Source organism: Streptomyces sp. NPDC033131 (genome assembly GCF_055578365.1).
The window spans coordinates 24,084-49,239 of record NZ_JBVIPA010000052.1 but is presented as its reverse complement, the minus strand read 5'-3'; the positions used below and the strand labels follow the sequence as shown (position 1 = coordinate 49,239).

Annotated in this window: 26 protein-coding genes; 14 read left to right on the top strand and 12 right to left on the bottom strand. The window is 69.9% G+C overall.

The features are described 5' to 3' along the window. Positions 1–113: 113 nt before the first annotated feature. The 5 genes from ACZ5XS_RS40005 to ACZ5XS_RS39985 form a co-directional block, all read right to left on the bottom strand. Positions 114–590: a MarR family winged helix-turn-helix transcriptional regulator gene (locus ACZ5XS_RS40005; protein WP_217239320.1), complete on the bottom strand. Its 477-nt coding sequence runs from the start codon at positions 588–590 to the stop codon at positions 114–116. A 95-nt stretch (positions 591–685) separates the two neighbouring features. After that, the gene (locus ACZ5XS_RS40000) at positions 686–1,483 is read right to left on the bottom strand and encodes an AIM24 family protein (protein ID WP_468659928.1); all 798 of its coding nucleotides are present in this window, start codon (positions 1,481–1,483) and stop codon (positions 686–688) included. 2 nt (positions 1,484–1,485) lie between these two features. Next, positions 1,486–2,136, bottom strand: coding sequence for an AIM24 family protein (locus tag ACZ5XS_RS39995; protein ID WP_468659924.1), 651 nt, complete (start codon positions 2,134–2,136; stop codon positions 1,486–1,488). A gap of 1 nt (position 2,137) precedes the next feature. Further along, positions 2,138–2,770: an AIM24 family protein gene (locus ACZ5XS_RS39990; RefSeq protein WP_217239503.1), complete on the bottom strand. Its 633-nt coding sequence runs from the start codon at positions 2,768–2,770 to the stop codon at positions 2,138–2,140. Between the two features lie 86 nt (positions 2,771–2,856). Then, positions 2,857–3,174, bottom strand: coding sequence for a DUF6191 domain-containing protein (locus tag ACZ5XS_RS39985; RefSeq protein ID WP_468659922.1), 318 nt, complete (start codon positions 3,172–3,174; stop codon positions 2,857–2,859). 133 nt (positions 3,175–3,307) lie between these two features. Here ACZ5XS_RS39985 and ACZ5XS_RS39980 point away from each other — a divergent pair, with 133 nt between their 5' ends. From ACZ5XS_RS39980 to ACZ5XS_RS39945, 8 genes are all read left to right on the top strand, one after another. Further along, complete coding sequence (locus ACZ5XS_RS39980) at positions 3,308–3,652, top strand: DUF3817 domain-containing protein (protein ID WP_217239317.1); 345 nt, start codon at positions 3,308–3,310, stop codon at positions 3,650–3,652. Beyond that, positions 3,649–3,942, top strand: a complete 294-nt coding sequence (locus tag ACZ5XS_RS39975; RefSeq protein ID WP_468659920.1) for an MTH1187 family thiamine-binding protein — start codon at positions 3,649–3,651, stop codon at positions 3,940–3,942. Before ACZ5XS_RS39980 ends, ACZ5XS_RS39975 begins: the two co-directional genes overlap by 4 nt. A 154-nt stretch (positions 3,943–4,096) precedes the next feature. Next, entirely contained in the window at positions 4,097–4,849 is a 753-nt protein-coding gene (locus tag ACZ5XS_RS39970) for a hypothetical protein (RefSeq protein ID WP_468659918.1), read from the top strand. Continuing rightward, a complete protein-coding gene (locus tag ACZ5XS_RS39965) occupies positions 4,846–5,526 on the top strand; it encodes a DUF4166 domain-containing protein (RefSeq protein WP_468659916.1) in 681 nt (226 codons plus the stop codon). Before ACZ5XS_RS39970 ends, ACZ5XS_RS39965 begins: the two co-directional genes overlap by 4 nt. Then, the gene (locus tag ACZ5XS_RS39960; RefSeq protein WP_217239313.1) at positions 5,523–6,173 is read left to right on the top strand and encodes a TetR/AcrR family transcriptional regulator; all 651 of its coding nucleotides are present in this window, start codon (positions 5,523–5,525) and stop codon (positions 6,171–6,173) included. The genes ACZ5XS_RS39965 and ACZ5XS_RS39960 overlap by 4 nt, the downstream gene beginning before the upstream one ends. Positions 6,174–6,600: 427 nt before the next feature. Beyond that, positions 6,601–7,110 carry a MarR family winged helix-turn-helix transcriptional regulator gene (locus tag ACZ5XS_RS39955; protein WP_468659914.1) on the top strand — a complete coding sequence of 170 codons (510 nt, stop codon included), beginning with the start codon at positions 6,601–6,603 and terminating at the stop codon, positions 7,108–7,110. A gap of 74 nt (positions 7,111–7,184) precedes the next feature. Continuing rightward, entirely contained in the window at positions 7,185–7,523 is a 339-nt protein-coding gene (locus ACZ5XS_RS39950; RefSeq protein WP_468659912.1) for a DUF3817 domain-containing protein, read from the top strand. Positions 7,524–7,625: 102 nt separating this feature from the next. Next, the gene (locus ACZ5XS_RS39945; protein ID WP_468659910.1) at positions 7,626–9,326 is read left to right on the top strand and encodes an acyl-CoA mutase large subunit family protein; all 1,701 of its coding nucleotides are present in this window, start codon (positions 7,626–7,628) and stop codon (positions 9,324–9,326) included. 96 nt (positions 9,327–9,422) lie between these two features. Here the strand turns inward: ACZ5XS_RS39945 and ACZ5XS_RS39940 are convergent, their stop codons facing one another. Next, positions 9,423–10,040 carry a TetR/AcrR family transcriptional regulator gene (locus ACZ5XS_RS39940; protein ID WP_468659908.1) on the bottom strand — a complete coding sequence of 206 codons (618 nt, stop codon included), beginning with the start codon at positions 10,038–10,040 and terminating at the stop codon, positions 9,423–9,425. A 237-nt stretch (positions 10,041–10,277) separates the two neighbouring features. Here ACZ5XS_RS39940 and ACZ5XS_RS39935 point away from each other — a divergent pair, with 237 nt between their 5' ends. The 4 genes from ACZ5XS_RS39935 to ACZ5XS_RS39920 all read left to right on the top strand — a co-directional run bounded on the left by ACZ5XS_RS39935 (position 10,278) and on the right by ACZ5XS_RS39920 (position 14,698). Continuing rightward, positions 10,278–11,264: a tetratricopeptide repeat protein gene (locus ACZ5XS_RS39935; RefSeq protein WP_468659906.1), complete on the top strand. Its 987-nt coding sequence runs from the start codon at positions 10,278–10,280 to the stop codon at positions 11,262–11,264. Positions 11,265–11,914: 650 nt separating this feature from the next. Next, positions 11,915–12,565, top strand: coding sequence for a DUF6230 family protein (locus tag ACZ5XS_RS39930; protein WP_217239307.1), 651 nt, complete (start codon positions 11,915–11,917; stop codon positions 12,563–12,565). 191 nt (positions 12,566–12,756) lie between these two features. Next, the gene (locus ACZ5XS_RS39925) at positions 12,757–13,353 is read left to right on the top strand and encodes a DUF6114 domain-containing protein (RefSeq protein ID WP_468659904.1); all 597 of its coding nucleotides are present in this window, start codon (positions 12,757–12,759) and stop codon (positions 13,351–13,353) included. Beyond that, positions 13,343–14,698, top strand: coding sequence for a hypothetical protein (locus ACZ5XS_RS39920; protein WP_468659902.1), 1,356 nt, complete (start codon positions 13,343–13,345; stop codon positions 14,696–14,698). The genes ACZ5XS_RS39925 and ACZ5XS_RS39920 overlap by 11 nt, the downstream gene beginning before the upstream one ends. A gap of 120 nt (positions 14,699–14,818) precedes the next feature. Here ACZ5XS_RS39920 and pyk read toward each other — a convergent pair whose 3' ends face one another. The 3 genes from pyk to pta form a co-directional block, all read right to left on the bottom strand. Next, a complete protein-coding gene (gene pyk / locus ACZ5XS_RS39915) occupies positions 14,819–16,249 on the bottom strand; it encodes a pyruvate kinase (protein ID WP_468659900.1) in 1,431 nt (476 codons plus the stop codon). A 73-nt stretch (positions 16,250–16,322) separates the two neighbouring features. After that, positions 16,323–17,540 carry an acetate kinase gene (locus tag ACZ5XS_RS39910; protein WP_468659898.1) on the bottom strand — a complete coding sequence of 406 codons (1,218 nt, stop codon included), beginning with the start codon at positions 17,538–17,540 and terminating at the stop codon, positions 16,323–16,325. Then, a complete protein-coding gene (pta, locus tag ACZ5XS_RS39905; RefSeq protein WP_468659896.1) occupies positions 17,537–19,639 on the bottom strand; it encodes a phosphate acetyltransferase in 2,103 nt (700 codons plus the stop codon). The genes ACZ5XS_RS39910 and pta overlap by 4 nt, the downstream gene beginning before the upstream one ends. A 196-nt stretch (positions 19,640–19,835) precedes the next feature. On the opposite strand from pta, the gene ACZ5XS_RS39900 reads away from it, so the two are divergent. Further along, on the top strand, positions 19,836–20,861 hold the full coding sequence (locus ACZ5XS_RS39900) for an ATP-dependent 6-phosphofructokinase (protein ID WP_217239301.1): 1,026 nt from the start codon (positions 19,836–19,838) through the stop codon (positions 20,859–20,861). A gap of 255 nt (positions 20,862–21,116) precedes the next feature. Here ACZ5XS_RS39900 and ACZ5XS_RS39895 read toward each other — a convergent pair whose 3' ends face one another. Beyond that, positions 21,117–21,824: an XRE family transcriptional regulator gene (locus tag ACZ5XS_RS39895; protein WP_468659894.1), complete on the bottom strand. Its 708-nt coding sequence runs from the start codon at positions 21,822–21,824 to the stop codon at positions 21,117–21,119. Positions 21,825–22,011: 187 nt separating this feature from the next. On the opposite strand from ACZ5XS_RS39895, the gene ACZ5XS_RS39890 reads away from it, so the two are divergent. After that, positions 22,012–22,500, top strand: a complete 489-nt coding sequence (locus ACZ5XS_RS39890) for a PPOX class F420-dependent oxidoreductase (RefSeq protein WP_468659892.1) — start codon at positions 22,012–22,014, stop codon at positions 22,498–22,500. A 48-nt stretch (positions 22,501–22,548) separates the two neighbouring features. Here the strand turns inward: ACZ5XS_RS39890 and ACZ5XS_RS39885 are convergent, their stop codons facing one another. Next, on the bottom strand, positions 22,549–23,265 hold the full coding sequence (locus ACZ5XS_RS39885) for a response regulator (RefSeq protein ID WP_217239298.1): 717 nt from the start codon (positions 23,263–23,265) through the stop codon (positions 22,549–22,551). After that, positions 23,262–25,022 carry an ATP-binding protein gene (locus ACZ5XS_RS39880; RefSeq protein WP_468659890.1) on the bottom strand — a complete coding sequence of 587 codons (1,761 nt, stop codon included), beginning with the start codon at positions 25,020–25,022 and terminating at the stop codon, positions 23,262–23,264. The genes ACZ5XS_RS39885 and ACZ5XS_RS39880 overlap by 4 nt, the downstream gene beginning before the upstream one ends. Positions 25,023–25,156 lie beyond the last annotated feature (134 nt).

Here is a 25,156-nt window from a genome sequence, read left to right as displayed (position 1 = left end):
CTCCTCCGCCTTGCAGCTGCACGCACCACACCCCGCTCACCGGCACTGATGTCGCACCGTCGCTTCCCTGCGACTTGATCGGCCGGACAGGTCCTGGGCGGCGGACGCCCGGGTCACGGGCGTCCGCGCTGCCCCCGCAGATGGTCGGCGACGGGCCGCAGGGACTTCTCGAGCTCCACCAGCGCGTCGGGGGACAGCATGTCGATGAAGTGCCGCCGCACGGACGCCACATGATGAGGCGCGACCTTCTTCATCGTCTCCATGCCGTGCTCGGTGAGCACCGCGAACAGACCGCGGCGGTCCGACTCGCAGTTCTCGCGCCGCACGAGGTCCGCGTTCTCCATGCGGGTGATCTGGTGGGAGAGGCGGCTCTTGGACTGGAGGGTGGCGGACGCGAGGTCGCTCATCCGCATCCGTACGCCCTCCGACTCGGACAGGTTGACCAGGATCTCGTAGTCGTTCATCGTCAGGCCGAACGGCTGAAGGTCCCTCTCGAGCTGGTACGTCAACAGCCTGTTGACCTCCAGGTGGGTGCGCCAGGCGCACTGCTCCGCATCGGTCAGCCAGCGCGTGGCCGTCTCGGTCTCCATGAATGAAGTCTACCTAAAAGGTTGAAAGGCGAACTAGTGAGGGTCGTGTGACGCCGGCGCGCACACGTTCGACGTCACACTCCGCAGACTACCGCTCACAGCCCGAAGCGACGCTGCAGGTCCCCGAGCTGTCCGGGAAGGCGCGGTGCGCCGGCTTGCCCTCCGGGCCCCGCGGGCCCCCCACCGCCGCCGGGTACTCCCGCCCCGTGCGGAACGGCCCCCATGGCCTGCTCGGCCATCAGTGCCTCCGACGACTGGAGCAGAACCGTGCCGGCCCCCACGAACTCGAACTGGTGCTCCTCCCCGGAGGCTCCGCCGAGACCCGTCATCGCACGTAGACCGCCCATCAGGCCGGTCATGTACCCGTGGTCGTAGTGATGGCACGGAGAGGGGCAGTCGGCCCAGCCGACGAGGGCCTGCGGGTCCACCCGGATCGGGGGTTCCATGAACACCACCGGGCCGTTCGACGCGGCCACGAACTTTCCGGTTCCGATGAGTGTCAGAAAACCCGGCACGATTGATTGCTTGAGGGCAAGACTTGGCTGAAAAGCGAGCAAGTTGCCCGAGCGAATGGTCAGATTGCCGTTCTCCAGGTCGTAGGAGTTCACGTCGAAGGCCCGGTCGGCGAGGAGCATCTTCCCCGAGCCCTCCGCCACGACCCAGTCGCTCGCGTGCAGAGGCGAATGGAAGGACGTACGGACAAGACGGTCCAGCCGGCCGTGCCCGATGCCGTTGAACTCCATCGAGCCGTAGTAGGCGATCATCTTCCCCTTCTGCAGGAACCACTGGCTCCCCTTGAGCTCCACGCAGAAGGTGTAGTTGTCGACGTTGTCGTCGACCGGCAGGGTCATGGGGTCGTAGACCGTCGGGCCGCCGCCCGGAGCCCCGTACATGCTCACAGCTTCTCCTCCGAGGCCTGGACGTACACCGCGCCGTTGCCGCTGAGCTCCAGCTGGAACGCCTCTCCGGAACCGCGGCCCACCATGTCCCGCCAGCCCAGCGCGGTGGACAGCTTGTTGCGGACGTCGCCGTGGTGGGCGACGTACGCCTGGGGGTCGACATGGACCGGGCGCTGCGGCGTGATGGGGATCTGGATGACTCCGCCGTGCGCCATCACCGCGACCGAGCCGTGTCCCTTCAGAGTGGTCGTGAACAGCCCCTGGCCGCTGACCTGGCCGCGGACCATGCCCATGACCCCGCCCTGGGAGCCCATGAACATGGTGCCCTGCTCCAGGGTGCCCTCGAAGGCGAGCAGCCGGTCCGCCTCCACGAACAGGGTGTCGCCGGTGAGGCTGATGACCTGCACATGGTGGCCGCCGTGCCCGAACAGGACGGTGCCGCTGCCCTCGACGGACATCAGGGGAGCGGCCTCGCCCGCCGCCCGGCGGCCGATCATCGACATGACGCCGCCCTGGCCGCCCTGCATGTTGGGCGTGAAGGACACCTCGCCCCGGTAGGCGAGCATCGCCCCGCGCTGACTGAACAGCCGCTGCCCCGGCATGACGGTCGCCTCGACCATCTTGGAGTTGATCTCCCGCAAGGCCATGTCACACATCCCCCGCGATCGTGTTCCGCTCGCTCGGCTGGACGTAGACCAGGCCGTCGCCCTCGAAGCGGATCTGGAAGGCCTCGCCGCCGCCCTCGCCCATGAGGGTGCGGAAGGTCACACCGGACTGGAAGGACTGCCGCAGGTTGCCCTGGTGGGCGATGTACGCGCCCGGGTCGACCGTCAGCGGGTACTGGGCGCTGACCCGCAGCACGACCGCCGGCCCGTCCGACATGATCGCGGCCTGGCCGTGGCCCTCGAGCGTCGTCGTGAACAGTCCGTTGCCCTGCGAGGCCCCGCGCGTGCCCGTGAACGACGTGCCGGTCCGCAGCCCCGAATCGGTCGCGAGCAGGTTGCTCGACTCCACGTACAGCTTGTCCCCCTGGAGGGCGACGAGGTTGATCTCCGAGGCCCGGTCCGCGAACCAGCAGGTCCCGTGCCCCTTCACCTCCATCAGTGTCATCTGCTCACCGGTGATCCGCCGGGTCACCATCCCCCGGATGCCCTCACCGCCGCCGCTGAGCTTCTTGAAGTCCATCTGACCGTCGTACGCGACCATCGAGCCGTTCTTCGCCTTCACGGCGTCCCCGGTCATGTCGACGGCCAGCACCTTGCTGCCTTGAAGTCGGAACATCGCCACGCTGCGAAAGGTAGCCCCCCGGGAGCCTTCGCCAACAGAGCCTGGAGGTGGAGTACGACCCTGACCGCACCCCTGAGAGGTCAGCCGCCGGCCTCGGGCAGCCGGATGACGGCCTTCCCGGTGGTCAGGTCGACCGTGGACCACGGTGGGTCCCCGTCCTCCTCGTCGTCCCGCATCACCAAGGCGCTCTGCCGTTCCTTCAGCTCGTTCTGCTTGCCCGGTGAGAAGGCGGCGTGCAGCTGCTCGAACCCGGTCGCGGAGATCTGCCCCTGCCGCCCGCTGTTCCGCCAGGGCAGCACACCGGCCCGCCCGGCACGCATCAGCACCTGATCGACGAAGGCCAGGACGGTGAGCAGCACCACCAGCCCCGGAATGGTCATGAAGAAGACGAACTGCATACGCGCTCCCCGGTTGCCGCCACCAGCTTCCACCCCCCCGGCCGTTCGCCGCCCAGCCGTTTGCCACAATGGGGCGAATCGTTTGTGCCCGGATTCACAAACCGTCCGACGTCTCTCCCACCGAAGGTGACCCGTGGACATCAAGACCGCCACCGCCCTCCGACGCCTCCGCCTGGTCTCGGCCCCCGAGGCGATCTCCTTCCTCCTTCTCCTCGTCTGCTCGGTGCTGAAGCGGACCACGGACTTCAACGCGGTCCCCGTGATGGGGATGATCCACGGCGTCCTCTTCATCCTGTACGTGATCTTCTGGGCCGACGCCTGGAACCGTACGAAGTGGCCGCTGAAGACCGCCGCCCTCTACTTCGTCCTCTCCGTGCTGCCCACCGGCGGCTTCTTCGCCGAGCGCCGGCTCAGGCGCGAGACCGAGGACGCGGTCATCGCCTCCCGCGCCCGTCAGGAAAAGGCCGTGAAGGCATGATCGTCGCCTTCTCCGTGACGCCGCTGGGCGTCGGCGAGGACGTGGGGGAGTACGTCGCCGACGCCGTCAGGGTCGTACGCGCATCGGGCCTGCCCCACCGCACCGACGCGATGTTCACGTCGATCGAGGACGAGTGGGACGAGGTCATGGGCGTCGTCAAGCGGGCGGTCGCCGCGGTCGAGCAGCGCGCCCCACGCGTCTCCCTGGTCCTCAAGGCGGACATCCGCCCCGGAGTGACGGACGGACTCACCTCCAAGGTGGAGACGGTGGAGCGGCATCTCGCCGACTAGCGCCGCAGCAGGAGAACCCGGGACGGACCCCGGCCCACACGGGCCGGGGTTTTCTTGTGCCCCCGCGTTTGAGCGATAGCTCAAACACGGGTATCTTCCTGTCCAGAAAATTTGAGCAGTCGCTCAAAAAACTGCGCCCACCTGGGGGATTCACATGGGGCTCTACATAGAGGCACGCATCCGTGCCGACCTCGACGACCTCTGGAGCCGCACACAGGAACCGTCCCGGCACCAGCGCTGGGACCTGCGCTTCACCCAGATCGACCACCTCCCGCGCGCGGAGGGCGAACCCCAGCGCTTCCGGTACGCCACCCGTGTCCTGCCCGGCCTCACCGTGGCCGGCACCGGAGTCTCCGCGGGCGAACGCGAGCGCCCCGACGGCACCCGCACCTCCGCCCTCCGCTTCGCCTCCGCGCACCCCCTGTCCCTCCTGGCCGAAGGCAGCGGTTACTGGCGCTACATCCCCGACGGCGACGCTGTCCGCTTCCTCACCGGCTACGACTACCGCCCCCGCTGGGGGGCCTTCGGCGCGCTGGCCGACCGCCTCGTCCTCCGCCCCCTCATGGGCTGGGCGACGGCCTGGTCCTTCGACCGCCTCCGCCTGTGGCTGGAGCGGGGCATCACCCCGGAACGAGCCCTGCGGAACTGGCTGGCCGAACTCCTGGTCCGCGCCCTCGTCGTCACCGTCGCCTGCACCGGCCTCGGCCTGGAACAGTTCCTGCGCCTCTTCGGCCCGCTGGCGGCGTCCATGGCCTACGTCTGTCCCCTGTTCCTCGCCGTCGCCATCGCGCTGGCCCTGTTCAAGGCGCCGCTCTCCGGCACCCCGGCAGCCCGCCGCTGCCTGCGCCGGCCGCCCACGAGCGTTCGCGCCCCCCGCCTCCTGCGCACCCTGGAGAACCCGCGATGACCTCGATCTTCCGCACGGTGATGGGTGCCGACTTCGACCGCCTCCACCCCCGGCTGCAGCGCCGCTTCTCGGTCGGCCTGACGACCGGCGAGGCCTGCACGGGCCGGGGCGTGATGGACCGCGTCTGGCACGGCGGGGCCTTCGTGAAGCCGTTCCTGGCCCTCGGTGCCACCCGTAACATCCTGGTCCCGCGGACCGGCCGCCACATCCCGTTCACCATCGAGAACGTGCCGTACACGGACACGTACGGCCGTGAGACGGTGACCTTCGTGCGCACCTTCCACCTGCCCGGCCGCCCCCGCCGCTTCGACGCCCAGATGGTCCTCGGCCCCCGGGGCGACCGCATCCTCGACTACCTCGGCACCCACCAGCACCTGGCCAGCGACCTCCACTTCGGCGCCGAGCCCGACGGCTCGCTGCTCATCCGCTCCGGCGAACACAGGTTCCGCGAGGGAGTCGTGGACGTACGCGTACCCGAACTGATCGGTGCCACGGCCGAGGTCCGCGAGTCCTACGACGACGAGAGCGGCCGCTTCCGCATACGGGTCCGTGTCGTCAACGACCACTTCGGCCCGCTCTTCGGGTACGAGGGCTCCTTCAAGGCGACGTACACCGACATCACCGCCTGCGGAGTACGGCCCGGCCTGCGGCCCGTTCGCGAGGAGCGGCGCGCATGAGCCCGGAGACGGCGAAGTCCCAGGAGACCAAGACCAGACTCCTGGACGGTGCGCTGCGCACACTCACCGAGCAGGGCATCGCGAAGACGTCGGCCCGTACGATCGCGGCGACGGCCGGGGTCAACCAGGCGCTGGTCTTCTACCACTTCGGCTCCGTCGACGAACTCCTCGCCGAGGCCTGCCGGTACGGGGCCGAGCGGACCGTGTCGCGGTACCGGTCCCGCTTCGCGGAGGTGACCTCCCTCTCCGAACTCCTCGCGGTCGGCCGGCGGATCCACGAGGAGGAACGTGCCGGGGGCCACGTCGCCCTCCTCGGTCAGCTCCTGGCCGGCGCCCAGACCCACGCCACACTGGGCCCGGCAACGGCGGCAGGCCTGGAGCTCTGGGTCACCGAGATCGAGGCTGTCCTCACGAGAGTCCTCGCGACCACGCCCTTCGGGGAGTTCGCGGACCCTGCCGGGCTGGCACGGGCGGTCGCGGCGTCCTTCGTCGGCATCGAGCTGTACGAGGGGGTGGACGCGGCGGGGGCGACCGCGGCGCTGGACGCGCTGGAACAGCTCGGGGTGCTGGTTGCCGCGTTGGAGGACCTCGGCCCGGTTGCCCAGCGGGCGGTGCGGCACCACCTACGCCGGACAGGCCGCCGCTGACCTCAGCCCCCCGGCGCCAATCCGGCCGCCTACTGGGGGCTCCGCCCCCAGACCCCCGGGCCTATGCCCACCCACCGCCCGACTCGGTGGGTCGAGAGGCGGACGTCTGCTGGGGGCTCCGCCCCCAGACCCCCGGGCCTATGCCCACCCACCACCCGACTCGGTCGGTCGAGAGGCGGGCGTACGGACCGGCACTCGCGTACGGCGGCAAGGGGCCGTGTCGGGGGGTGTCCGCCCGCAGCGGTTGGCGCGTCAACGCCGGCACCTCGATGAGCAACCGATTCCGCGCCGTTCCGAGGACGGACACCCCCCGACACGGCCCCGACCCCCACACAGCGCAAGGCGCGGGCCGCCGATGCCCGTGCCCGGCGGACCGAGGGGCGAGACGGGGCTGACCACGATGTGACCGGCCGGTAAGGTCTTTGCCGTGCCGAAGCCCCTCAGTCTCCCGTTCGATCCCATCGCCCGCGCTGACGAACTCTGGAAGCGGCGCTGGGGAAACGTGCCGTCGATGGCCGCGATCACCTCGATCATGCGTGCCCACCAGATCCTGCTCGCCGAGGTCGACGCGGTGGTCAAGCCGTACGGGCTGACGTTCGCTCGGTACGAGGCGCTCGTCCTGCTCACCTTCTCCAAGGCCGGCGAGCTGACCATGTCCAAGATCGGCGAGCGGCTCATGGTGCACCCCACGTCCGTGACGAACACCGTGGACCGGCTGGTGAAGTCGGGCCTGGTGGACAAGAAGCCCAACCCCAACGACGGTCGCGGCACGCTCGCCGTCATCACCGACAAGGGGCGCGAGGTGGTCGAGGCGGCCACCCGCGACCTGATGGCGATGGACTTCGGGCTCGGGGTGTACGACGCCGAGGAGTGCGCGGAGATCTTCGCGATGCTGAGACCGCTGCGGGTCGACGCCCACGACTTCGACGAGGGCTGAGGCGCGGCAAGGTCCGCCGGGCAGGCTCTGACCCGGGGCAAGATCCGCCGGAGTGCCTGGTTACGCTCATAGGCATGAAAAAGTCCGTGCTGACCCGCTACCGCGTCATGGCCTACGTCACCGGTGTGCTGCTGGTCCTGCTGACCCTGGGCGTGATCGCCAAGTACCTGCTCAAGATGGACGGGGCGGACGACTTCACCCGTGTCGTGGGCATCGCGCACGGCTGGCTGTACGTCGTCTACCTGATCTTCGCGTTCGACCTCGGCTCGAAGGCGAAGTGGCCGGTCGCCAAGCAGCTGTGGGTGCTGCTGGCCGGCACGGTCCCCACGGCCGCCTTCTTCGTGGAGCGGAAGATCAGCCGCGAGCTGGAGGGCAAGATCGCCGAAGACTCCCCGGCGGTCGCAAAGGCGTAACGGCACCACCTGCGACGCACCGCACCGCACCGCACCGCCGTACGGAACCCGTACGGCGGTCTGCCATCGACAGTTACTAGGACGTCCTAGTAAATTCGAAGCATGGACGCTGACGCGATCGAAGAGGGCCGCCGACGCTGGCAGGCCCGGTACGACGCCTCACGCACGCGCGAGGCGGACTTCACCACCCTCTCCGGTGATCCCGTGGAGCCGGTGTACGGGCCGAGGCCAGGGGACAGCTACCAGGGCTTCGAGCGGATCGGCTGGCCGGGGGAGTACCCCTTCACCCGCGGGCTGTACGCGACCGGCTACCGGGGGCGCACCTGGACCATCCGGCAGTTCGCCGGGTTCGGCAACGCCGAGCAGACCAACGAGCGCTACAAGATGATCCTCGCCAACGGCGGCGGCGGACTGTCCGTGGCCTTCGACATGCCGACGCTGATGGGCCGCGACTCCGACGACCCGCGCTCGCTCGGCGAGGTCGGCCACTGCGGTGTCGCCATCGACTCTGCCGCCGACATGGAGGTCCTGTTCCAGGACATCCCGCTGGGCGATGTCACCACCTCCATGACGATCTCCGGGCCCGCCGTGCCCGTCTTCTGCATGTACCTCGTCGCCGCCGAGCGACAGGGCGTCGACCCGGCCCTGCTCAACGGCACGCTGCAGACCGACATCTTCAAGGAGTACATCGCCCAGAAGGAGTGGCTCTTCCAGCCCGAGCCGCACCTGCGCCTCATCGGCGACCTGATGGAGTACTGCGCGGCCGGCATCCCCGCCTACAAGCCGCTGTCCGTCTCCGGTTACCACATCCGCGAGGCCGGCTCGACGGCCGCGCAGGAACTGGCGTACACGCTGGCGGACGGCTTCGGGTACGTGGAGCTGGGGCTCAGCCGCGGCCTCGACGTGGACGTCTTCGCACCGGGCCTGTCCTTCTTCTTCGACGCGCACCTCGACTTCTTCGAGGAGATCGCCAAGTTCCGCGCGGCGCGCAGGATCTGGGCGCGCTGGCTGCGGGACGTGTACGGCGCACAGACCGACAAGGCCCAGTGGCTGCGCTTCCACACCCAGACCGCCGGCGTCTCGCTGACGGCCCAGCAGCCGTACAACAACGTGGTGCGGACGGCGGTGGAGGCGCTGGCGGCCGTGCTGGGCGGCACCAACTCGCTGCACACCAACGCCCTGGACGAGACCCTGGCGCTCCCCTCCGAGCAGGCGGCGGAGATCGCCCTGCGCACGCAGCAGGTACTGATGGAGGAGACCGGCGTCGCCAACGTGGCGGATCCGCTGGGCGGTTCGTGGTACGTCGAGCAGCTGACGGACCGGATCGAGGCGGACGCCGAGAAGATCTTCGAGCAGATCAGGGAGCGGGGCCTGAGGGCGCACCCGGACGGGCAGCACCCCATCGGGCCGATCACCTCCGGGATCCTGCGCGGCATCGAGGACGGCTGGTTCACCGGCGAGATCGCCGAGTCGGCCTTCCAGTACCAGCGCGCCCTGGAGAAGGGCGACAAGCGGGTCGTGGGGGTGAACGTCCACCACGGCTCGGTGACCGGAGACCTGGAGATCCTGCGGGTCAGCCACGAGGTGGAGCGGGAGCAGGTGCGCGTCCTGGGGGCGCGGAAGGCCGCCCGGGACCAGGCGGGCGTGCGGACCGCTCTGGACGCGATGCTCGCGGCCGCCCGGGACGGCGGCAACATGATCGGGCCGATGCTGGACGCCGTACGGGCGGAGGCGACCCTCGGGGAGATCTGCGGCGTACTGCGGGACGAGTGGGGGGTGTACACAGAGCCCGCGGGGTTCTGACCACTACGCCGCAGGGCGTACACCGAACCCGCGGGGATATGACAACCACGCCGCGGGGCGTACACCGCGTACACCGAACGCACGGGGACATGACCGCTACGCCGCGCCGGCCAGGCCCAGCAGCAGCACCCTGGTGAAGCCGCGCACCCACTCCTCGTCCGCCGGCTCCGCGCTCACCAGGGTGCGGTGGACCACCGCACCCGCGACGATGTCGAAGATCAGGTCCACCGTGCGGGCGGCTTCCTCCGGGCTCGCCTCGGGGGGGAGCTCGCCGCGCGCCTGCGCCCGTGCCCGGCCCTCCAGGACCAACCGCTTCTGGCGCTCCACGATCGACGCCCGGATCCGTTCGCGCAGCGCGTCGTCCCGTATCGACTCGGCGACCACCGCCATCAGGCCGCTCTTGGCCTCGGGGCGGGCCAGGATCGCAGCGAACTGGAGGACCACGCCCTCGATGTCGGCGGCGAGGGTGCCGCGGTCGGGGAGTTCCAGTTCGTCGAAGAGTTCGGCCACCGCGTCGACGACGAGTTCGTTCTTGCCGGCCCAGCGGCGGTAGAGGGTCGTCTTGGCGACCCCGGCCCTGGTCGCCACGTCACCCAGGGTGAGTTTCGACCAGCCCAGCTCGACCAGCGCCTCCCGCGTCGCGGCCAGGATCGCGGTGTCCGCGGCGGCGCTGCGCGGACGCCCGGTACGGCTGGCGGGGGTGCGGCTCTGCATCTCACGACGATAACCGGCCGTTTCCTGGCCACCCGTGAGGGAGATCACCGGACTCCGCTGTTCCGTGGGCACTGGGTGCCATTACGCTACGACTCGTAGCGAAAGCACGCGACGGACGTACGCGAGCGACGCACACACGCACGGCGCGGGGTGGGGACCCGGCGCCGAACACCCGAGGGCACGACCGGCTTTCACAACGCTTTTCACATGGGCGCGGGAACGGGGGAGGATGTACGCATGCAGCCACGGAACATGTCCATGAGCGGAGTCGTCGACCTCGCCGCGGTGAAGGCGGCCCAGGAGGCCAAGGCGAAGGCGGAGCAGGCTCGCGCCGAAGCCGCCCGGCAGGGCGGTGGCGCCGCTGCCGGTGCCGTCTCCCCGGCCGATCTCGTCATCGACGTCGATGAAGCAGAGTTCGAGCAGGACGTCCTGCAGCGGTCCGCCGAAGTGCCCGTCGTCCTCGACTTCTGGGCCGAGTGGTGCCAGCCCTGCAAGCAGCTGAGCCCCGTCCTGGAGCGGCTGGCCGTCGAGTACAACGGACGCTTCGTCCTCGCCAAGATCGACGTCGACGCCAACCAGATGCTGATGCAGCAGTTCGGGATCCAGGGGATCCCGGCCGTCTTCGCGGTGGTCGCCGGACAGGCCCTGCCGCTCTTCCAGGGGGCAGCACCCGAGACGCAGATCCGGGAGACCCTGGACCAGCTGGTGCAGGTGGCCGAGCAGCGCTTCGGCCTCACCGGCCTGGCCGTCGACCCCGACGCCGAGGCGGGCGGTGCCGTCCAGACCGCTCCCGCGATGCCCGAGGGGCCGTACGACACGCTCCTCGAAGCCGCCGTACGCGCCCTGGACGCGGGGGACTTCGGCGGTGCGGTCCAGGCGTACAAGAACGTACTGAGCGACGACCCGGGCAACAGCGAGGCCAAACTCGGCCTGGCCCAGGCCGAGTTGCTCCATCGCGTGCAGGGGCTCGACCCGCAGCAGGTGCGCAAGGACGCCGCCGACAGGCCCGCCGACGCCGAGGCGCAGATCGCCGCCGCCGACCTGGATCTGGTGGGCGGACACGTGGAGGACGCGTTCGGGCGGCTCATCGAGACCGTGCAGCGCACCGCGGGCGACGACCGGGACGCGGTACGGCTTCGGCTGCTGGAGTTGTTCGAGGTGGTCGGCGGCGATGATCCGCGAGTGGCGGCGGCGCGCAGGGCGCTGGCACGCGCCCTCTTCTGACCGGGGCGTGGGGCCGGTTCTGACCAGTCCCTAAACGCCGAGGCATGTGATGCCCGAGTGAAAGATTGGCCAACAGGGGGCCACTGCGGCCGCGCTTTACCAAATCTTGGTAATCGCGGCCGCTGTTACTTGGAGTAAGTCAGAGGCGTTGATCTGTCGGAATCTGTCCAACGATCAATATTTTTGTCCAGCACCCCTCTGACACCGAGCGTTGTCGGCCGAGACCAGTGGGTCGTTGTTCGGTTATCCGGCCGTTACTAGCGAGTAACGAACCCCCTTGTGTCGGCGGCGAGAATGCACCACGATCGGCCACGCTCGGTCCCTTCCCGTACCCCGACAGCCGGTTGGGCGAACGGGAATCCCTGGGTCCCCACCGAGCAGGGTCGACGGCAGTGGCGTCGGCCCTTGGGCAGGGGGGTCTTCGCCGTTCGGCGAAGCCTGTCCAGCAAGGTTGTGCGTGATGCGTGTCAGGCGCGACCAGTGGTTGTCGCTCGGGGGTGATCGCCGGTGATTCGGGTGCGGTTCGCGCCTCCGAGCGCGGGCGCTCCCCTTCCCGAGGACGTAGCACTTCTCCCATCCCTGCCCGGCTGAGCCGTCGCTTCGACAGGAGCAGTCAGGGCCAGGAGATGTACGTCCGAGAAGGAGGAAATATGGAGTCCCAGGTGCGTGGCGGGACCAGATGGAAGCGGTTCGCTGTGGTGATGGTGCCCAGCGTTGCCGCGGCCGCGGCTGTGGGTGTCGGGCTGGCGCAGGGTGCGCTGGCCGCGTCGTTCAGCGTGTCGGGCCAGGAGTTCAAGGTGTCGGCCGGGCATCTCGAGGGCCAGGGCTTTGCCCAGTACGGCGGTGTCGACACCGGTTACACGTCGACCGACGGCAAGACCAAGACGGTTCGTCCCGTCGCGATCTCGTCGTTCAAGACCGCTCAGATCACGGACATGTGCCAGTCCGTCAAGACGGAGATTCCCCTCATAGGGAAGACGATCTACCTCCGTCTCGACGCCGGCCCGGACGCGAAGCACAAGGTCGAGGCCGAGAACCTCTACATCGACGTCGCTCAGCTCGACGCCGACGCGACGTTCAAGAACATCGACATCGGTGTCGCGGTGCAGGACCTGGACAAGACCAGGAACGCTCCGGTGAAGCAGGACGGCAAGTCCCTGCCGGGCGGTTTCGCCCAGCAGGCGGAGTCGGCCGACCTCACGAAGGTCGAGCAGACGGCGTGGGCGACCACGGCCGGCACCTTCAAGCTCAGTGGCCTGAAGATGCGTCTCGGCACCGACGCCAAGATGGAGTGTTTCTGACGGCTCACGCCGCAGGGGCGTCCTTGGACAGCTGAGCTGCCCATGGGGGCGGGGGAGTTCGCCGCTTCTCCGCCCCGCACGTCCGGCTCGACGCATCGCGCCGGGCACGTGCACATACCCAGACTTCCGGCTTCTCCATGCCTACGGCCGAGCCGGTACGTACTTCAACCGGACCCAGGGAGCTGTTTTCCATGAGTGCCGAGACTCCGGTCCAGAGCGCCGGGAGGTTCACCCGGTTGCGTCTGCGATTCCGTGACTGGCGGGGCACCCGGCCTTTCTGGGCAGGCCTCTTCACCCTGCTCGGCGGGGTGCCGATCGCCTACTTCCCGTACGCGACCTTCAAGTTGGGCAACATGTCGCTCGCCATGGCGACCACGGCGGGTGCCGGCTCCCTCATCATCGGCGTCCTGCTGGTGACCCTCGGTCTGACCATGTGGTTCCAGCACGCCACGCGCATCTTCGCCGGTGTCGCGGCGATCGTCCTGGCGCTGGTGTCACTCGTGGTCTCCAACATAGGCGGCTTCGTCGTCGGCTTCCTGCTCTCGATGCTCGGCGGCGCGCTCGCCGTGTCGTGGGTGCCGGGCAAGGCGCAGGCGGCGGGCGCCGGACCGCTCGAGGCGGAGAAGGGCCCCTCTGACGAGGGTGCCGTTGAGCCCGCTTCGGGGGGTGCCCTCGGTGAGCCGGGTGCGGCGTACCCAGCGCAGGACCCCGCGACCGGCGGACCGGCGGACCGGACGCCCGAAGGCGCCTGGGCCGAGGAATCGAACGGGGGGTACCGTGTCGGCTGATGAGATCCGTGGCGAGAGCCCCGTGATTCCGGCGCAGGCGAGAACGGGCCCTCGTCACGCGGCGCCCAAGAAGCCGCTGTTCACCAGGTTCCACATGCCGGCCGGCAAGGCGATAGCCATGGCGGCGATGCCGACGGCGGTACTGATGGGCATCGGGTTCACGCCGACGCTCGCCCTCGCCGACGAGCAGCCGGCCTCCAACAGCCTGAAGGCCGACGAGTACAAGGACTGCCTGGCGGCCCTGGAGGGCGCGTCCGCGTCGCCCACGCCGTCCCCGTCGGCCTCGACGAGCGACGACGCCTCGGCGGACGACGACAAGGACGACGCGGCGGAGCCGAGCCCCTCGGCGACGTCCTCCTCGGACTCCGACGCGGGCTCGGGCAACTCGGGTTCGGGTGACTCCTCTTCGCCGGATTCAGGTTCCGACGACAAGGCCGATCCCACCCCGTCCCCCTCGGCCTCGCCGAGCAAGGAGAGCAACTCCTCGGACGACACCGCCACGGCGAGCCCCTCGCCGTCCGCGAGTGACGGCGGCAACCTGCTGGAGGACATCGGCGACGCGATCACCGGCATCTTCACGGGCGGTAAGGCGGCGGAGGGCGCGAGCCCGACACCGACCGCGTCCCCGTCCGCCACGGAGAGCACGGAGAGCACGGAGAGCACGGAGACGGAGAGCGCCGCCAAGGACACCTCCGACGCGGTCGAGGACACGGCCGACAAGGTCACCGGCACGGTCGACGACACCGTGAAGGACACGACCGACGCGGCGTCGAAGGCGGCCGAGGACACCACGAAGGCGGTGGAGGACGCGGCCGAGGACGCCGCGGACGCCACGGCCACGCCCAGCCCCTCCGCGAGCTCCACCACGGACCCCGAGGACTGCCCGGTCGCCACCGACGCCGTGGGCGACGTCGACAACAAGGTGCTGGTGGCGGACAACCCCTGGTACCTGGAGGCCAGTTCGCTGACCCTGAAGGGCGCGGACTACCAGGGCATCGTCGAGGTGAAGACGGCCGGCGGCAAGACCAAGAAGGTCCTCAAGTACGTCATATCCGGCGGCACCGACATCGGCGACCTGCACCAACTGGTCAAGGAGCACGGCAAGACCTACCACGTGCAGGCGGCCAAGGGCTCCACGTCCACGATCACCGACGGCGACACGGTGATGTACACCGAGAGCATCTCCGGCAACCTCCTCGGGCTGATCCCGATCACGTTCGACCCGGAGCACCCGCCGCCGCTGAACATCCCGCTGATCTACTTCACCAAGGTGAAGATCACGCAGGCCGCCCAGTTCGGCGGAACCCTGCACGTCCCCGGGATGCAGCAGTACGTGACCGAGTAGGAGCCCCACAAGCCCTTCCGGGAGCCGCACACAGCTGAGGGCGCCCCCTGTCACAGGGGGCGCCCTCAGCGCCGTTCAAGGCCCTTCACGGGCCGGGCCGCAAGGCCCTCGTGAGGAGCGTCAGTCGCGGGCGCCCTCGCTGAGGTGGTGCACCCGCAGCATGTTGGTCGTGCCGGCGACGCCGGGGGGCGAGCCCGCGGTGATGATGCAGATGTCGCCCGGGTTGAAGCGCTTGGTCTTGGTGATCTCCTGGTCGACCAGGTCGACCATCTCGTCGGTGCTGTTCACGAACGGCACGACGTGCGACTCGACGCCCCAGCTGAGTGTGAGCTGGTTGCGGGTGCTCTCGTCGGTGGTGAAGGCGATGATCGGCTGGACCGCGCGGTAGCGCGAGAGGCGGCGGGCGGTGTCGCCGGACTGGGTGAAGGCCACCAGGCCCCGGCCGCCGAGGAAGTCGGCGATCTCGCAGGCGGCACGGGCGACCGAACCGCCCTGGGTGCGCGGCTTCTTGCCCGGGACGAGCGGCTGCAGGCCCTTGGACATCAGCTCCTGCTCGGCCGCGGTGACGATCTTCGACATCGTCTTGACCGTCTCGATCGGGTACGCGCCCACGCTCGACTCCGCCGACAGCATGACCGCGTCCGCGCCGTCCAGGATCGCGTTGGCGACGTCGGAGGCCTCGGCGCGGGTGGGGCGGGAGTTGGTGATCATCGACTCCATCATCTGGGTCGCCACGATCACCGGCTTGGCGTTGCGCCGGCACAGCTCGATGAGGCGCTTCTGCACCATGGGGACCTTCTCGAGCGGGTACTCGACGGCCAGGTCGCCACGGGCCACCATCACGGCGTCGAACGCCGCGACGACGTCCTCCATGTTCTCCACCGCCTGCGGCTTCTCCACCTTGGCGATGACGGGGACCCGGCGGCCCTCCTCGTCCATCACCTTGTGGACGTCCGCGACGTCCTTGGCGTCCCGCACGAAGGACAGCGCGACCATGTCGCAGCCCATGCGCAGCGCGAAGCGCAGGTCCTCGACGTCCTTCTCGGACAGCGCCGGGACGTTCACGGCCGCGCCGGGCAGGTTGATGCCCTTGTGGTCGGAGACGACACCGCCCTCGATGACGATCGTCTTCACCCGGTGGCCTTCGACCGCGGTGACCTTCAGCTCGACGTTGCCGTCGTTGATGAGGATCTGGTCGCCCTTGGTCACGTCGGCGGGCAGGCCCTTGTAGGTCGTGCCGCAGATCTGCTTGTCGCCGGGCACGTCCTCGGTGGTGATGACGAACTCGTCACCACGCTCCAGCTCGACCGGGCCTTCGGCGAAGGTCTCCAGGCGGATCTTCGGGCCCTGCAGGTCGGCGAGGACGCCGATGGGGCGGCCGGTCTCCTTGGAGGCGGCGCGGACGCGGTCGTACCGCCCCTGGTGCTCGGCGTGGGTGCCGTGGCTGAAGTTGAAGCGGGCCACATTCATGCCGGCCTCGATCAGTGACACCAACTGCTCGTGGGAGTCGACCGCGGGGCCGAGAGTACAGACGATTTTCGAACGGCGCATGGGGCGATCCTATCGGTTTGTTTCGCTGCGGAATATTCCGTCTGGCGGAAGATACAAATGGGCGGACGGTCGCTCAGTTGTTCTTTTCGACCAGTGCAACGAGTGCATAAGTCTGAGTGGCGATTTCCAGTTCTTCGTCGGTCGGCACCACGGCGACCGCCACGCGCGCGTGGGCGGGCGAGATCAGCCGCGGCTCGTCGCCGCGTATCGCGTTCAGCTCGCCGTCCACCATCAGGCCCAGCTCCTCCAGGCCCGCCACGGCGGCCTCCCGCACCGGCGCCGCGTTCTCGCCGACCCCGGCCGTGAACGCGATCGCGTCCACCCGGCCGAGCACCGCGTAATAGGCGCCGATGTACTTCTTCAAGCGGTGAATGTAGATGTCGAAGGCCAGCTGTGCCTGTTCGTCACCCGCGTCGACCCTGCGGCGGATCTCCCGCATGTCGTTGTCCCCGCACAGACCGGTCAATCCGCTCTTCTTGTTGAGAAGAGTGTCGATCTCGTCCGTGGACATTTTGCCAACGCGCATCAAATGGAAGATGACGGCCGGGTCCATGTCTCCGGAGCGCGTACCCATCACGAGCCCCTCCAAAGGCGTCAGCCCCATGGAGGTGTCCACGCACCGGCCGCCCCTGACCGCCGAGGCGGACGCCCCGTTGCCCAGGTGCAGCACGATCACGTTGACGTCCGAAGGGTCCTTGCCCAGCAGCTTCGCCGTCGCCCGGGAGACGTACGCGTGCGAGGTCCCGTGGAAGCCGTAGCGCCGGATGCGGTGCTCGTCGGCGGTCTTCACGTCGATCGCGTAGCGGGCGGCCGACTCCGGCATCGTGGTGTGGAAGGCGGTGTCGAAGACGGCGACCTGAGGGAGATCGGGGCGCAGGGCCCGCGCGGTGCGGATGCCCGTCAGGTTGGCCGGGTTGTGCAGCGGGGCCACCGGGATCAGCCGCTCGATCTCGGCGAGCACCGCGTCGTCGATGACCGTCGGCTCGGTGAAGGTCTTCCCGCCGTGCACGACCCGGTGCCCGATCGCGGCCAGTTCCGGTGAGTCCAGCCCCAGCCCGTCCTTCGACAGCTCCTCCGCCACGGCCTTCAGCGCGGCCTCGTGGTCGGCGATCGGCCCGGTCCACTCGCGGGGGGTGCCCGTGGTCAGCGGCGTGTGCTTCAGCCGGGAGGTCTCCTCGCCGATGCGCTCGACGAGCCCGACGGCCAGCCGGCTGCTGTCCCGCATGTCGAGCAGCTGGTACTTCACCGACGAGGAACCGGAGTTGAGGACGAGGACGCGCGTGGAGCTCACTGGGCGGTGGCCTTCTCGATCGGGGACGGAGCGGGGGACTGGGCCTGGATGGCCGTGATGGCGACCGTGTTGACGATGTCCTGGACGAGCGCGCCCCGGGACAGGTCGTTGACCGGCTTGCGCAGACCCTGCAGCACCGGCCCGACGGCGATCGCCCCGGCCGACCGCTGCACGGCCTTGTAGGTGTTGTTGCCGGTGTTCAGGTCGGGGAAGATCAACACGCTGGCCTGGCCGGCCACTTCGGAGCCCGGCAGCTTGGTCGCGGCGACCGTCGGCTCGACGGCCGCGTCGTACTGGATCGGCCCCTCGGTCTTCAGGTCGGGACGCCGCGAGCGCACCAGCTCGGTCGCCTCGCGCACCTTGTCGACGTCGGCGCCCGAGCCGGACGTACCCGTCGAGTACGACAGCATCGCGATCCGCGGCTCCACGCCGAACTGCTCGGCGGTGGCGGCCGACTGGATGGCGATGTCGGCGAGCTGCTCGGCGTTCGGGTCGGGGTTCACCGCGCAGTCGCCGTAGACGAGGACCTTGTCGGCCAGGCACATGAAGAACACGGAGGAGACGATGTCGGCGTCCGGCTTCGTCTTGATGATCTCGAAGGCCGGGCGGATGGTCGCGGCGGTGGAATGCACCGAGCCCGACACCATGCCGTCGGCCAGGCCCTCCTGGACCATCAGCGTGCCGAAGTAGTTCACGTCGGAGACGACGTCGTACGCCAGCTCGACCGTCACGCCCTTGTGGGCGCGGAATCGGGCGTACTTCTCGGCGAAGGAGTCGCGCAGCTCGCTGGTGGCCGGGTCGATCAGCTGGGCCTCGCCCAGGTCGATGCCGATGTCGGCGGCGTTCTTGCGGATCTGGTCGACCGGGCCGAGCAGGGTGAGGTCGCAGACCCCGCGGCGCAGCAGGACCTCGGCGGCGTGCAGGACGCGCGGTTCGGTGCCCTCGGGCAGCACGACCCGCCGCCGGTCGGAGCGGGCCTGCTCGAGGAGCTTGTGCTCGAACATCATCGGGGTGAGGCGGTCGCTGCTCGGCGCGGAGACGCGGCGGTTGAGTTCGGCCGTGTCGACGTGCCGCTCGAAGAGGCCGAGCGCGGTCTCCGCCTTGCGCGGGGTCGCCGCGTTCAGCTTCCCCTCCAGGGCGAAGAGTTCGGCGGCGGTGGGAAAGCTGTTGCCGGGCACCGAGAGCACCGGGGTGCCAGGGGCGAGGCGGGCGGCGAGGGTGAGGACGGCGTCGCTCGGCACCTCGTTCAGGGTGAGCAGGACGCCCGCTATCGGCGGGGTGCCGGCGCTGTGCGCGGCCAGCGAGCCGACGACCAGGTCGGCGCGGTCTCCGGGGGTGACGACCAGACAGCCCGGGGTCAGGGCGCCCAGGAAGTTCGGCAGCATCGCGCCGCCGAAGACGAAGTCCAGCGCGTCCCGCGCGAGCCCGGAGTCGTCGCCGAGGACGACCTTGGCGCCGAGGGCGTGGGCGACCTGGGCGACGGTCGGCGAGGAGAGGGCGGGCTCGTCCGGCAGGACGTAGCAGGGCACGGGAAGCCGGGTGTCGAGCTGCTCGGCGATCTTGTCCCGGTCGTCGCGGGTGACCCGGTTGGCGACCATGGCGAGGACGTCGCAGCCGAGGCCCTCGTAGGCCCGGAAGGCGTTGCGGGTCTCGGCGAGCATGGACTCGGCGGTCTGCCCCCGGCCGCCGACCACCGGGATCACGGAGGCGCCGAACTCGTTCGCCAGGCGGGCGTTGAGGGACAGCTCGTCGGGGAACTGGGTGTCGGCGTAGTCGGTGCCGAGGACCAGGACGACGTCGTAGTCCCGGGCGACCCGGTGGAAGCGGTCGACCAGCGTCGACACCAGCTCGTCGGCGCCCTGCTCGGCCTGGAGGGCGGACGCCTCGTGGTAGTCCATGCCGTAGACCGTGCCCGGGTCCTGGGTGAGCCGGTATCGCGCCCTCAGTAGCTCGAACAGCCGATCGGGGCCGTCGTGGACGAGTGGACGGAACACACCCACCCGGTCGACCTGCCGGGTCAGGAGTTCCATGACCCCCAGTTCGACGACCTGGCGGCCGTCGCCGCGGTCGATACCGGTCACGTACACGCTGCGGGTCACGCGTGCTCTCCGTTTCGTCTGGCGTCCAGGAACCTTGTCCATAAAAATCGCCCACCGAGGTGAGCAGAACCCTCTTGACAATACCTCTCACGATAGATAAGGCGCCCGTCAGCACGGGATGCGGCACCGACCTGCCGGACGTGAAAGAATCGAACCTGGCTCACCGGTATCAACAGCGAGCAGGAGACACAGCACGATGCGCATCGGAGTGCTCACCGCAGGCGGCGACTGCCCCGGCCTGAACGCCGTGATCCGGTCGGTCGTGCACCGAGCGGTCGACAACTACGACGACGAGGTCATCGGCTTCGAGGACGGCTTCGCGGGTCTGCTCGACGGCCGCTACCGTTCCCTCGACCTGAACGGCGTCAGCGGCATCCTCGCCCGCGGCGGCACCATCCTCGGCTCCTCCCGGCTGGAACGCGACCGGCTGCGGGAGGCCTGCGAGCACCTTGCCGAGGAGGCCCGCGACTTCGGCATCGACGCCCTGATCCCGATCGGCGGCGAGGGCACACTGACCGCCGCCCGGATGCTGTCCGACGCCGGTCTGCCGGTGGTCGGCGTCCCGAAGACCATCGACAACGACATCTCCTCCACCGACCGCACCTTCGGTTTCGACACCGCGGTGGGCGTCGCCACGGAGGCGATGGACCGCCTCAAGACCACCGCCGAGTCCCACCAGCGCGTGATGGTCGTCGAGGTCATGGGCCGGCACGCGGGCTGGATCGCCCTGGAGTCCGGCATGGCCGCCGGCGCCCACGGCATCTGCCTGCCCGAGCGCCCCTTCGACCCGGCCGACCTGGTCAAGATGGTCGAGGAGCGCTTCTCCCGCGGCAAGAAGTTCGCCGTGATCTGCGTCGCCGAGGGCGCCCACCCCGCCGACGGCACCATGAACTACGGCAAGGGCGCGATCGACCAGTTCGGCCACGAGCGCTTCCAGGGCATCGGCACGGCCCTGGCCTTCGAGCTGGAGCGCCGCCTCGGCAAGGAGGCCAAGCCGGTCATCCTCGGCCACGTCCAGCGCGGCGGCACGCCGACCGCCTTCGACCGCGTCCTCGCCACCCGCTTCGGCTGGCACGCGGTGGAGGCCGCGCACCGGGGGGACTTCGGCCGGATGACCGCGCTCAGGGGTACCGACGTGGTGATGGTGCCGCTGGCGGAGGCCGTGACCGAGCTGAAGACGGTGCCGAAGGACCGGATGGACGAGGCCGAGTCGGTCTTCTAGGGCCTGTCCGGCGGATCAGGTCGCAGGAAATGCGCGGCGCCTCGTCGACGCAGGTGAGTGGGGCCTGGTGCGTCGAGCTGCAAGGCGGAGGAGGGCGTCGACGCGATGGGGGTCCCCCCGCTCGAGCGGAGTCGAGAGTGGGGGAGTCGGCAACCGACGACAACGCCGCAGATCGGCGTGCCAGGCCCCGCGTCTGCGGCATGATCCGCCGGAGGCCCTAGGCCCTCCGGCGGATCCGGCCGGTGCCGGTCGGTGTCAGCCGGTGCTGTCGCGGACCGTCGTCCAGAACCGGTCGACGATCCGGTCGAGGAAGTCGTGGCCGGCCGCGACCGAGCGACCGCTGTCGCCGCCCCAGCTGAGCGTGGCGACCATCTGCCCCTGGTACTCCCGGTGCAGTTCCTGGAGGGTGTCCTCGACCAGGCGCCGGTCCAGGGGCACGAGCTTGGCGACCAGGCGGGCGTAGGCCTGCCAACGGGTGGTGACGGCGCTGCGCAGGTGCTCGGCCAGCCGCGGCTCGCGCCCCGTGACGGTGACGAAGTCCGGGAGCGACAGGTCGAGCAGGTCGGCCAGCGCGGTCGCCTGACGGTCGGTGCCGCGCCATTCTTCGCGCTCCTCCATGTCGAGGTACGCGAGGAGTTCGAGCCCGACCGCGCGCGCCACGTCCTCGGGCGCGAGGCCGTGGGTGATGCGGTGCTCGCGCAAGGTCCGCGGGCGGTCGATGAGTTCACCGGGGGAGCACCACAACACGGCCGCCAGGGCGGTGAGTTCGGGACTGGTGGGCGAGGCGGTCCCGCGTTCCCAGGCCATGACGAGGTCCGGCATCACGTAGGGCAGTCCGAACGAGGCACGCATGCCGTAGGCGACGTGCTCGGGGCCCATGCCGAGCGCGGCCCTGAGTCTGCGGGCGGCGGGGGCGTTGAACGGGGGACCGGGCTGGTTCGGAAGAGCTGGGGGTCGGCGCACGGGCCACAACGTAGGGGCGCGGGGCTGCGCTGACTACGGTCTGTTCGGCCAGGATCACGGATCGTAGGAACGTACGGTTCCGGCCGTGTGTTCGGGGTGGCCGAAGATCGTCTGTCGGCTGGGCGGGGGCGGTCGCGAGGATGGCGGCGGGCCGCTATCCCGGGCGCCCGGGAGGAGTGTGAGGTTCGTGTACGAGGTGAATGGCAAGGTAGAGGGGCATATTCGTGAGCGTCTGCGGGCGCCGAACTTCTGGCATCTCGCGACCGTCGGCCCGGACGGCACTCCGCAGGTCTCGCCCATGTGGGCGGACATCGAAGACGAGTACGTCATGGTCAACACGGCGATCGGCCGTGTGAAGGAGGAGAACCTGCGGCGCAATCCGAACGTTTCGCTCTCCCATCACGACCCCGAGAACCCCTACGACCGGGTGGAGATCCGGGGGCGGGTCGTCCGGTTCGTGGAGGGAGAGGAGGCGGAGCGGTCGATGGACCGGCTCACGCGGAAGTACATCGGGCAGGAGCGGTATCCGTGGCTGCTGCCGGGGGAGCGGCGGGTGATGCTCCTGATCGAGCCGGTGCGGGTGCGCAGGGTGGTGGGGGTGGAGCCGTTCCGGGCGGGGGTGTTGCCGGTGACGCCCGATCCCTCGGTGCCGCCGGTGCCGCCGGTGGGAGACTGACGCACCGTCCGAGGTCCGCGTGCGGGGCGGGATTCGGGGGCGATGCGCCTACCGCCCCCGCTCCATGTCCCCTCGCTCGTCCTTGACCCACCGGTACTGCAACTCCGGCCTGCCCACGGCGCCGTACTGCGGACTCCGAGCGGCCCGACCCGAGTCGACGAGATGCTCCAGGTAGCGCCGGGCCGTTATCCGCGAGATCCCCACCGCCTCCGCGACCCCCGTGGCCGTGAGTCCGTCGGCGCAGTCCCGCAGGGCCACGGTCACCCGCTCCAGCGTCGGGCCGCTCAGCCCTTTCGGCAACGCCGCCGGACCGGGTGCCCGCAGCGTTGCCAGGGCTCTGTCCACCTCGTCCTGTCCGCTGGCCTCACCGGCCGCCGCGTGGAACTCGGCGTACCTCACCAGGCGGTCCCGCAGTGTGGCGAAGGTGAAGGGCTTCAGCACGTACTGCACGACGCCCAGCGAGACCCCCTCCCGCACCACCGTCAGATCCCGCGCCGACGTCACCGCTATGACGTCCGCGTGGTGCCCGGCCGCACGCAGCGACCGGGCCAGCTGCAGTCCGTGCACGTCCGGCAGGTGCAGGTCCAGCAGCAGCAGATCCACCGCCGTGCGCTCCAGCGCCCGGCGCGCCTCCGCACCGGTGTGCGCCTTGCCGACGGCCGTGAAGCCCAGGACCCGGTTGACGTACATGACGTGCGCGTCGGCGGCGACGGGGTCGTCCTCGACGACCAGGACACGGATGGGGTGCTGCTCGGCTGTCGTCATACGTCGCCTCCAGAAACCGCACTGCCCCCGGAAACCGCACTGCCCCCGGAAACCGCACTGCCCCCGGCAACCGCCGCCCTGTCCCCGGAAACCGCGCTCCCCGGCACGGCCCCCTGTGACGCCGGCTCAGAGGTTCCCCGCTCGAACGCGTCCCGCTCGGCCCTTCCGCCCAGCGGCAGCCGCACCTCGAACTCCGCCCCGCCCCCGTCGGCCGCCGCCACCGTCAGCGCCCCCTCGTGCCGGTTCACCGCCTGGCGTACGAGGGCCAGCCCCAGCCCCCGGCCCCCCGGCCCCGACGGCTTCGTCGAGAAGCCCCGCTGGAAGACCGCGTCCGCGTGGGCCGGGTCGACGCCCGCGCCGGTGTCCGACACACGCAGCACCAGCTCGCCGTCCGCCGTGTACGCGGTCACGGTCACCCGGCCCGGCACACTGCCCTGGGCCGCGTCCACCGCGTTGTCGATGAGGTTGCCGAGGATGGTCACCAGGTCCCGCGAGGGGAGCGACGGCGGCAGCAGACCGTCGTCCAGCCGGCTCTCCTCCGAGACCACCAGCTCCACGCCCCGCTCGTTGGCCTGAGCCGTCTTGCCCAGCAGCAGCGCCGCCAGCACCGGCTCGCTCACCGCCGCCACGACCTGGTCGGTCAGCGCCTGGGCCAGTTCCAGTTCGGCGGTCGCGAAGTCCACCGCCTCCTCCGCCCGCCCCAGCTCGATCAGCGAGACGACGGTGTGCAGTCGGTTCGCCGCCTCGTGGGCCTGGGAGCGCAGGGCCTGGGTGAAACCGCGTTCGGAGTCCAACTCGCCCATCAGCGACTGGAGTTCGGTGACATCGCGCAAGGTCACCACCGTGCCCCGATGTTCGCCTCCCGACACCGGCGACGTGTTCACCACCAGCACCCGGTCCGCCGTCAGGTGCACCTCGTCCACCCGCGGCTCCGACGCCAGCAGCGCGCCCGTCAGCGGTACCGGCAGCCCGAGATCGGCGACGGACCGGCCCACCACATCGTCCGACACACCCAACAGCTCCCGTCCGCCGTCGTTGATCAGCGCCACACGGTACTGCCCGTCGAGCATGAGCAGCCCCTCCCGTACGGCGTGCAGTGCGGCCTGGTGGTAGTCGTGCATGGCGCTGAGTTCGGCCGCGTTCATGTTGTGGGTGTGGCGGCGCAGCCGGGCGTTGACGACGTAGGTACCGACCGCGCCGAGCGCGAGCGCGCCGCCCGCGACGCCGAGCAGGGCCGTGAGCTGGCCCTGCACCCGCTTGCTGATCTCGTCGACCCGGATGCCGGCGCTGACCAGGCCGACGACCCGTTCGTCGTCGTCCTGGACCGGAGCGACCGCGCGGACCGACGGGCCGAGCGTGCCGGTGTACGTCTCGGTGAAGGGCTCGCCCTTCAGCGCCCGGTCGATGTGGCCGCGGAAGCGCTGGCCGATCTCGTTCTCGTCGGGGTGCGTCCAGCGGATGCCCCGCGGGTTCATGATCGTGACGAAGTCGACCTGGGTGTCCCGCATGACCCGCAGCGCGTACGGCTGGAGCTCGGCCGTCGGGTCGGAGGTGCCGATCGCCTCCCGCACGGAGGGGGAGTCGGCGACGGATCGCGCCACCGCCAGGGCCTGCCGGCGCGCCGCGTCCTCGGCCTGGCCGCGGTCGCTGATGTAGGTGAAGAGCGCGTACCCGGCGACGAGCACCGCTATGAGCACGGCCTGCATGGCGAAGAGCTGGCCGGCCAGGCTGCGGGGTCTCGGGACACGGACGTGCATGCGGTCAGTCTGCCTCTTGGCTGATTGTGAACTAAATGAACGGAAGGGTGACCGCCCTCACACGGCGGGGGATAGTCACCGCATCCCCCCATGCAGAACCACGATGCACAACCCCCTGCACATCCCCATGCAGA

Bases quoted from the DNA above. Each gene is read 5' to 3' on its own strand.
- ACZ5XS_RS39885 (WP_217239298.1), bottom strand. From the start codon at position 23,265: ATGACGACAGCCGAGCAGCACCCCATCCGTGTCCTGGTCGTCGAGGAC.
- ACZ5XS_RS39960 (WP_217239313.1), top strand. From the start codon at position 5,523: ATGAGCCCGGAGACGGCGAAGTCCCAGGAGACCAAGACCAGACTCCTG.
- ACZ5XS_RS39900 (WP_217239301.1), top strand. From the start codon at position 19,836: ATGCGCATCGGAGTGCTCACCGCAGGCGGCGACTGCCCCGGCCTGAAC.
- ACZ5XS_RS39935 (WP_468659906.1), top strand. From the start codon at position 10,278: ATGCAGCCACGGAACATGTCCATGAGCGGAGTCGTCGACCTCGCCGCG.
- ACZ5XS_RS39945 (WP_468659910.1), top strand. From the start codon at position 7,626: ATGGACGCTGACGCGATCGAAGAGGGCCGCCGACGCTGGCAGGCCCGG.
- ACZ5XS_RS39930 (WP_217239307.1), top strand. From the start codon at position 11,915: ATGGAGTCCCAGGTGCGTGGCGGGACCAGATGGAAGCGGTTCGCTGTG.
- ACZ5XS_RS39995 (WP_468659924.1), bottom strand. From the start codon at position 2,136: ATGGCCTTGCGGGAGATCAACTCCAAGATGGTCGAGGCGACCGTCATG.
- ACZ5XS_RS39990 (WP_217239503.1), bottom strand. From the start codon at position 2,770: ATGTTCCGACTTCAAGGCAGCAAGGTGCTGGCCGTCGACATGACCGGG.
- ACZ5XS_RS39970 (WP_468659918.1), top strand. From the start codon at position 4,097: ATGGGGCTCTACATAGAGGCACGCATCCGTGCCGACCTCGACGACCTC.
- ACZ5XS_RS39965 (WP_468659916.1), top strand. From the start codon at position 4,846: ATGACCTCGATCTTCCGCACGGTGATGGGTGCCGACTTCGACCGCCTC.
- ACZ5XS_RS39950 (WP_468659912.1), top strand. From the start codon at position 7,185: ATGAAAAAGTCCGTGCTGACCCGCTACCGCGTCATGGCCTACGTCACC.
- ACZ5XS_RS40000 (WP_468659928.1), bottom strand. From the start codon at position 1,483: ATGTACGGGGCTCCGGGCGGCGGCCCGACGGTCTACGACCCCATGACC.
- pyk (WP_468659900.1), bottom strand. From the start codon at position 16,249: ATGCGCCGTTCGAAAATCGTCTGTACTCTCGGCCCCGCGGTCGACTCC.
- ACZ5XS_RS39975 (WP_468659920.1), top strand. From the start codon at position 3,649: ATGATCGTCGCCTTCTCCGTGACGCCGCTGGGCGTCGGCGAGGACGTG.
- ACZ5XS_RS39985 (WP_468659922.1), bottom strand. From the start codon at position 3,174: ATGCAGTTCGTCTTCTTCATGACCATTCCGGGGCTGGTGGTGCTGCTC.
- ACZ5XS_RS39925 (WP_468659904.1), top strand. From the start codon at position 12,757: ATGAGTGCCGAGACTCCGGTCCAGAGCGCCGGGAGGTTCACCCGGTTG.
- ACZ5XS_RS40005 (WP_217239320.1), bottom strand. From the start codon at position 590: ATGGAGACCGAGACGGCCACGCGCTGGCTGACCGATGCGGAGCAGTGC.
- ACZ5XS_RS39880 (WP_468659890.1), bottom strand. From the start codon at position 25,022: ATGCACGTCCGTGTCCCGAGACCCCGCAGCCTGGCCGGCCAGCTCTTC.
- ACZ5XS_RS39940 (WP_468659908.1), bottom strand. From the start codon at position 10,040: ATGCAGAGCCGCACCCCCGCCAGCCGTACCGGGCGTCCGCGCAGCGCC.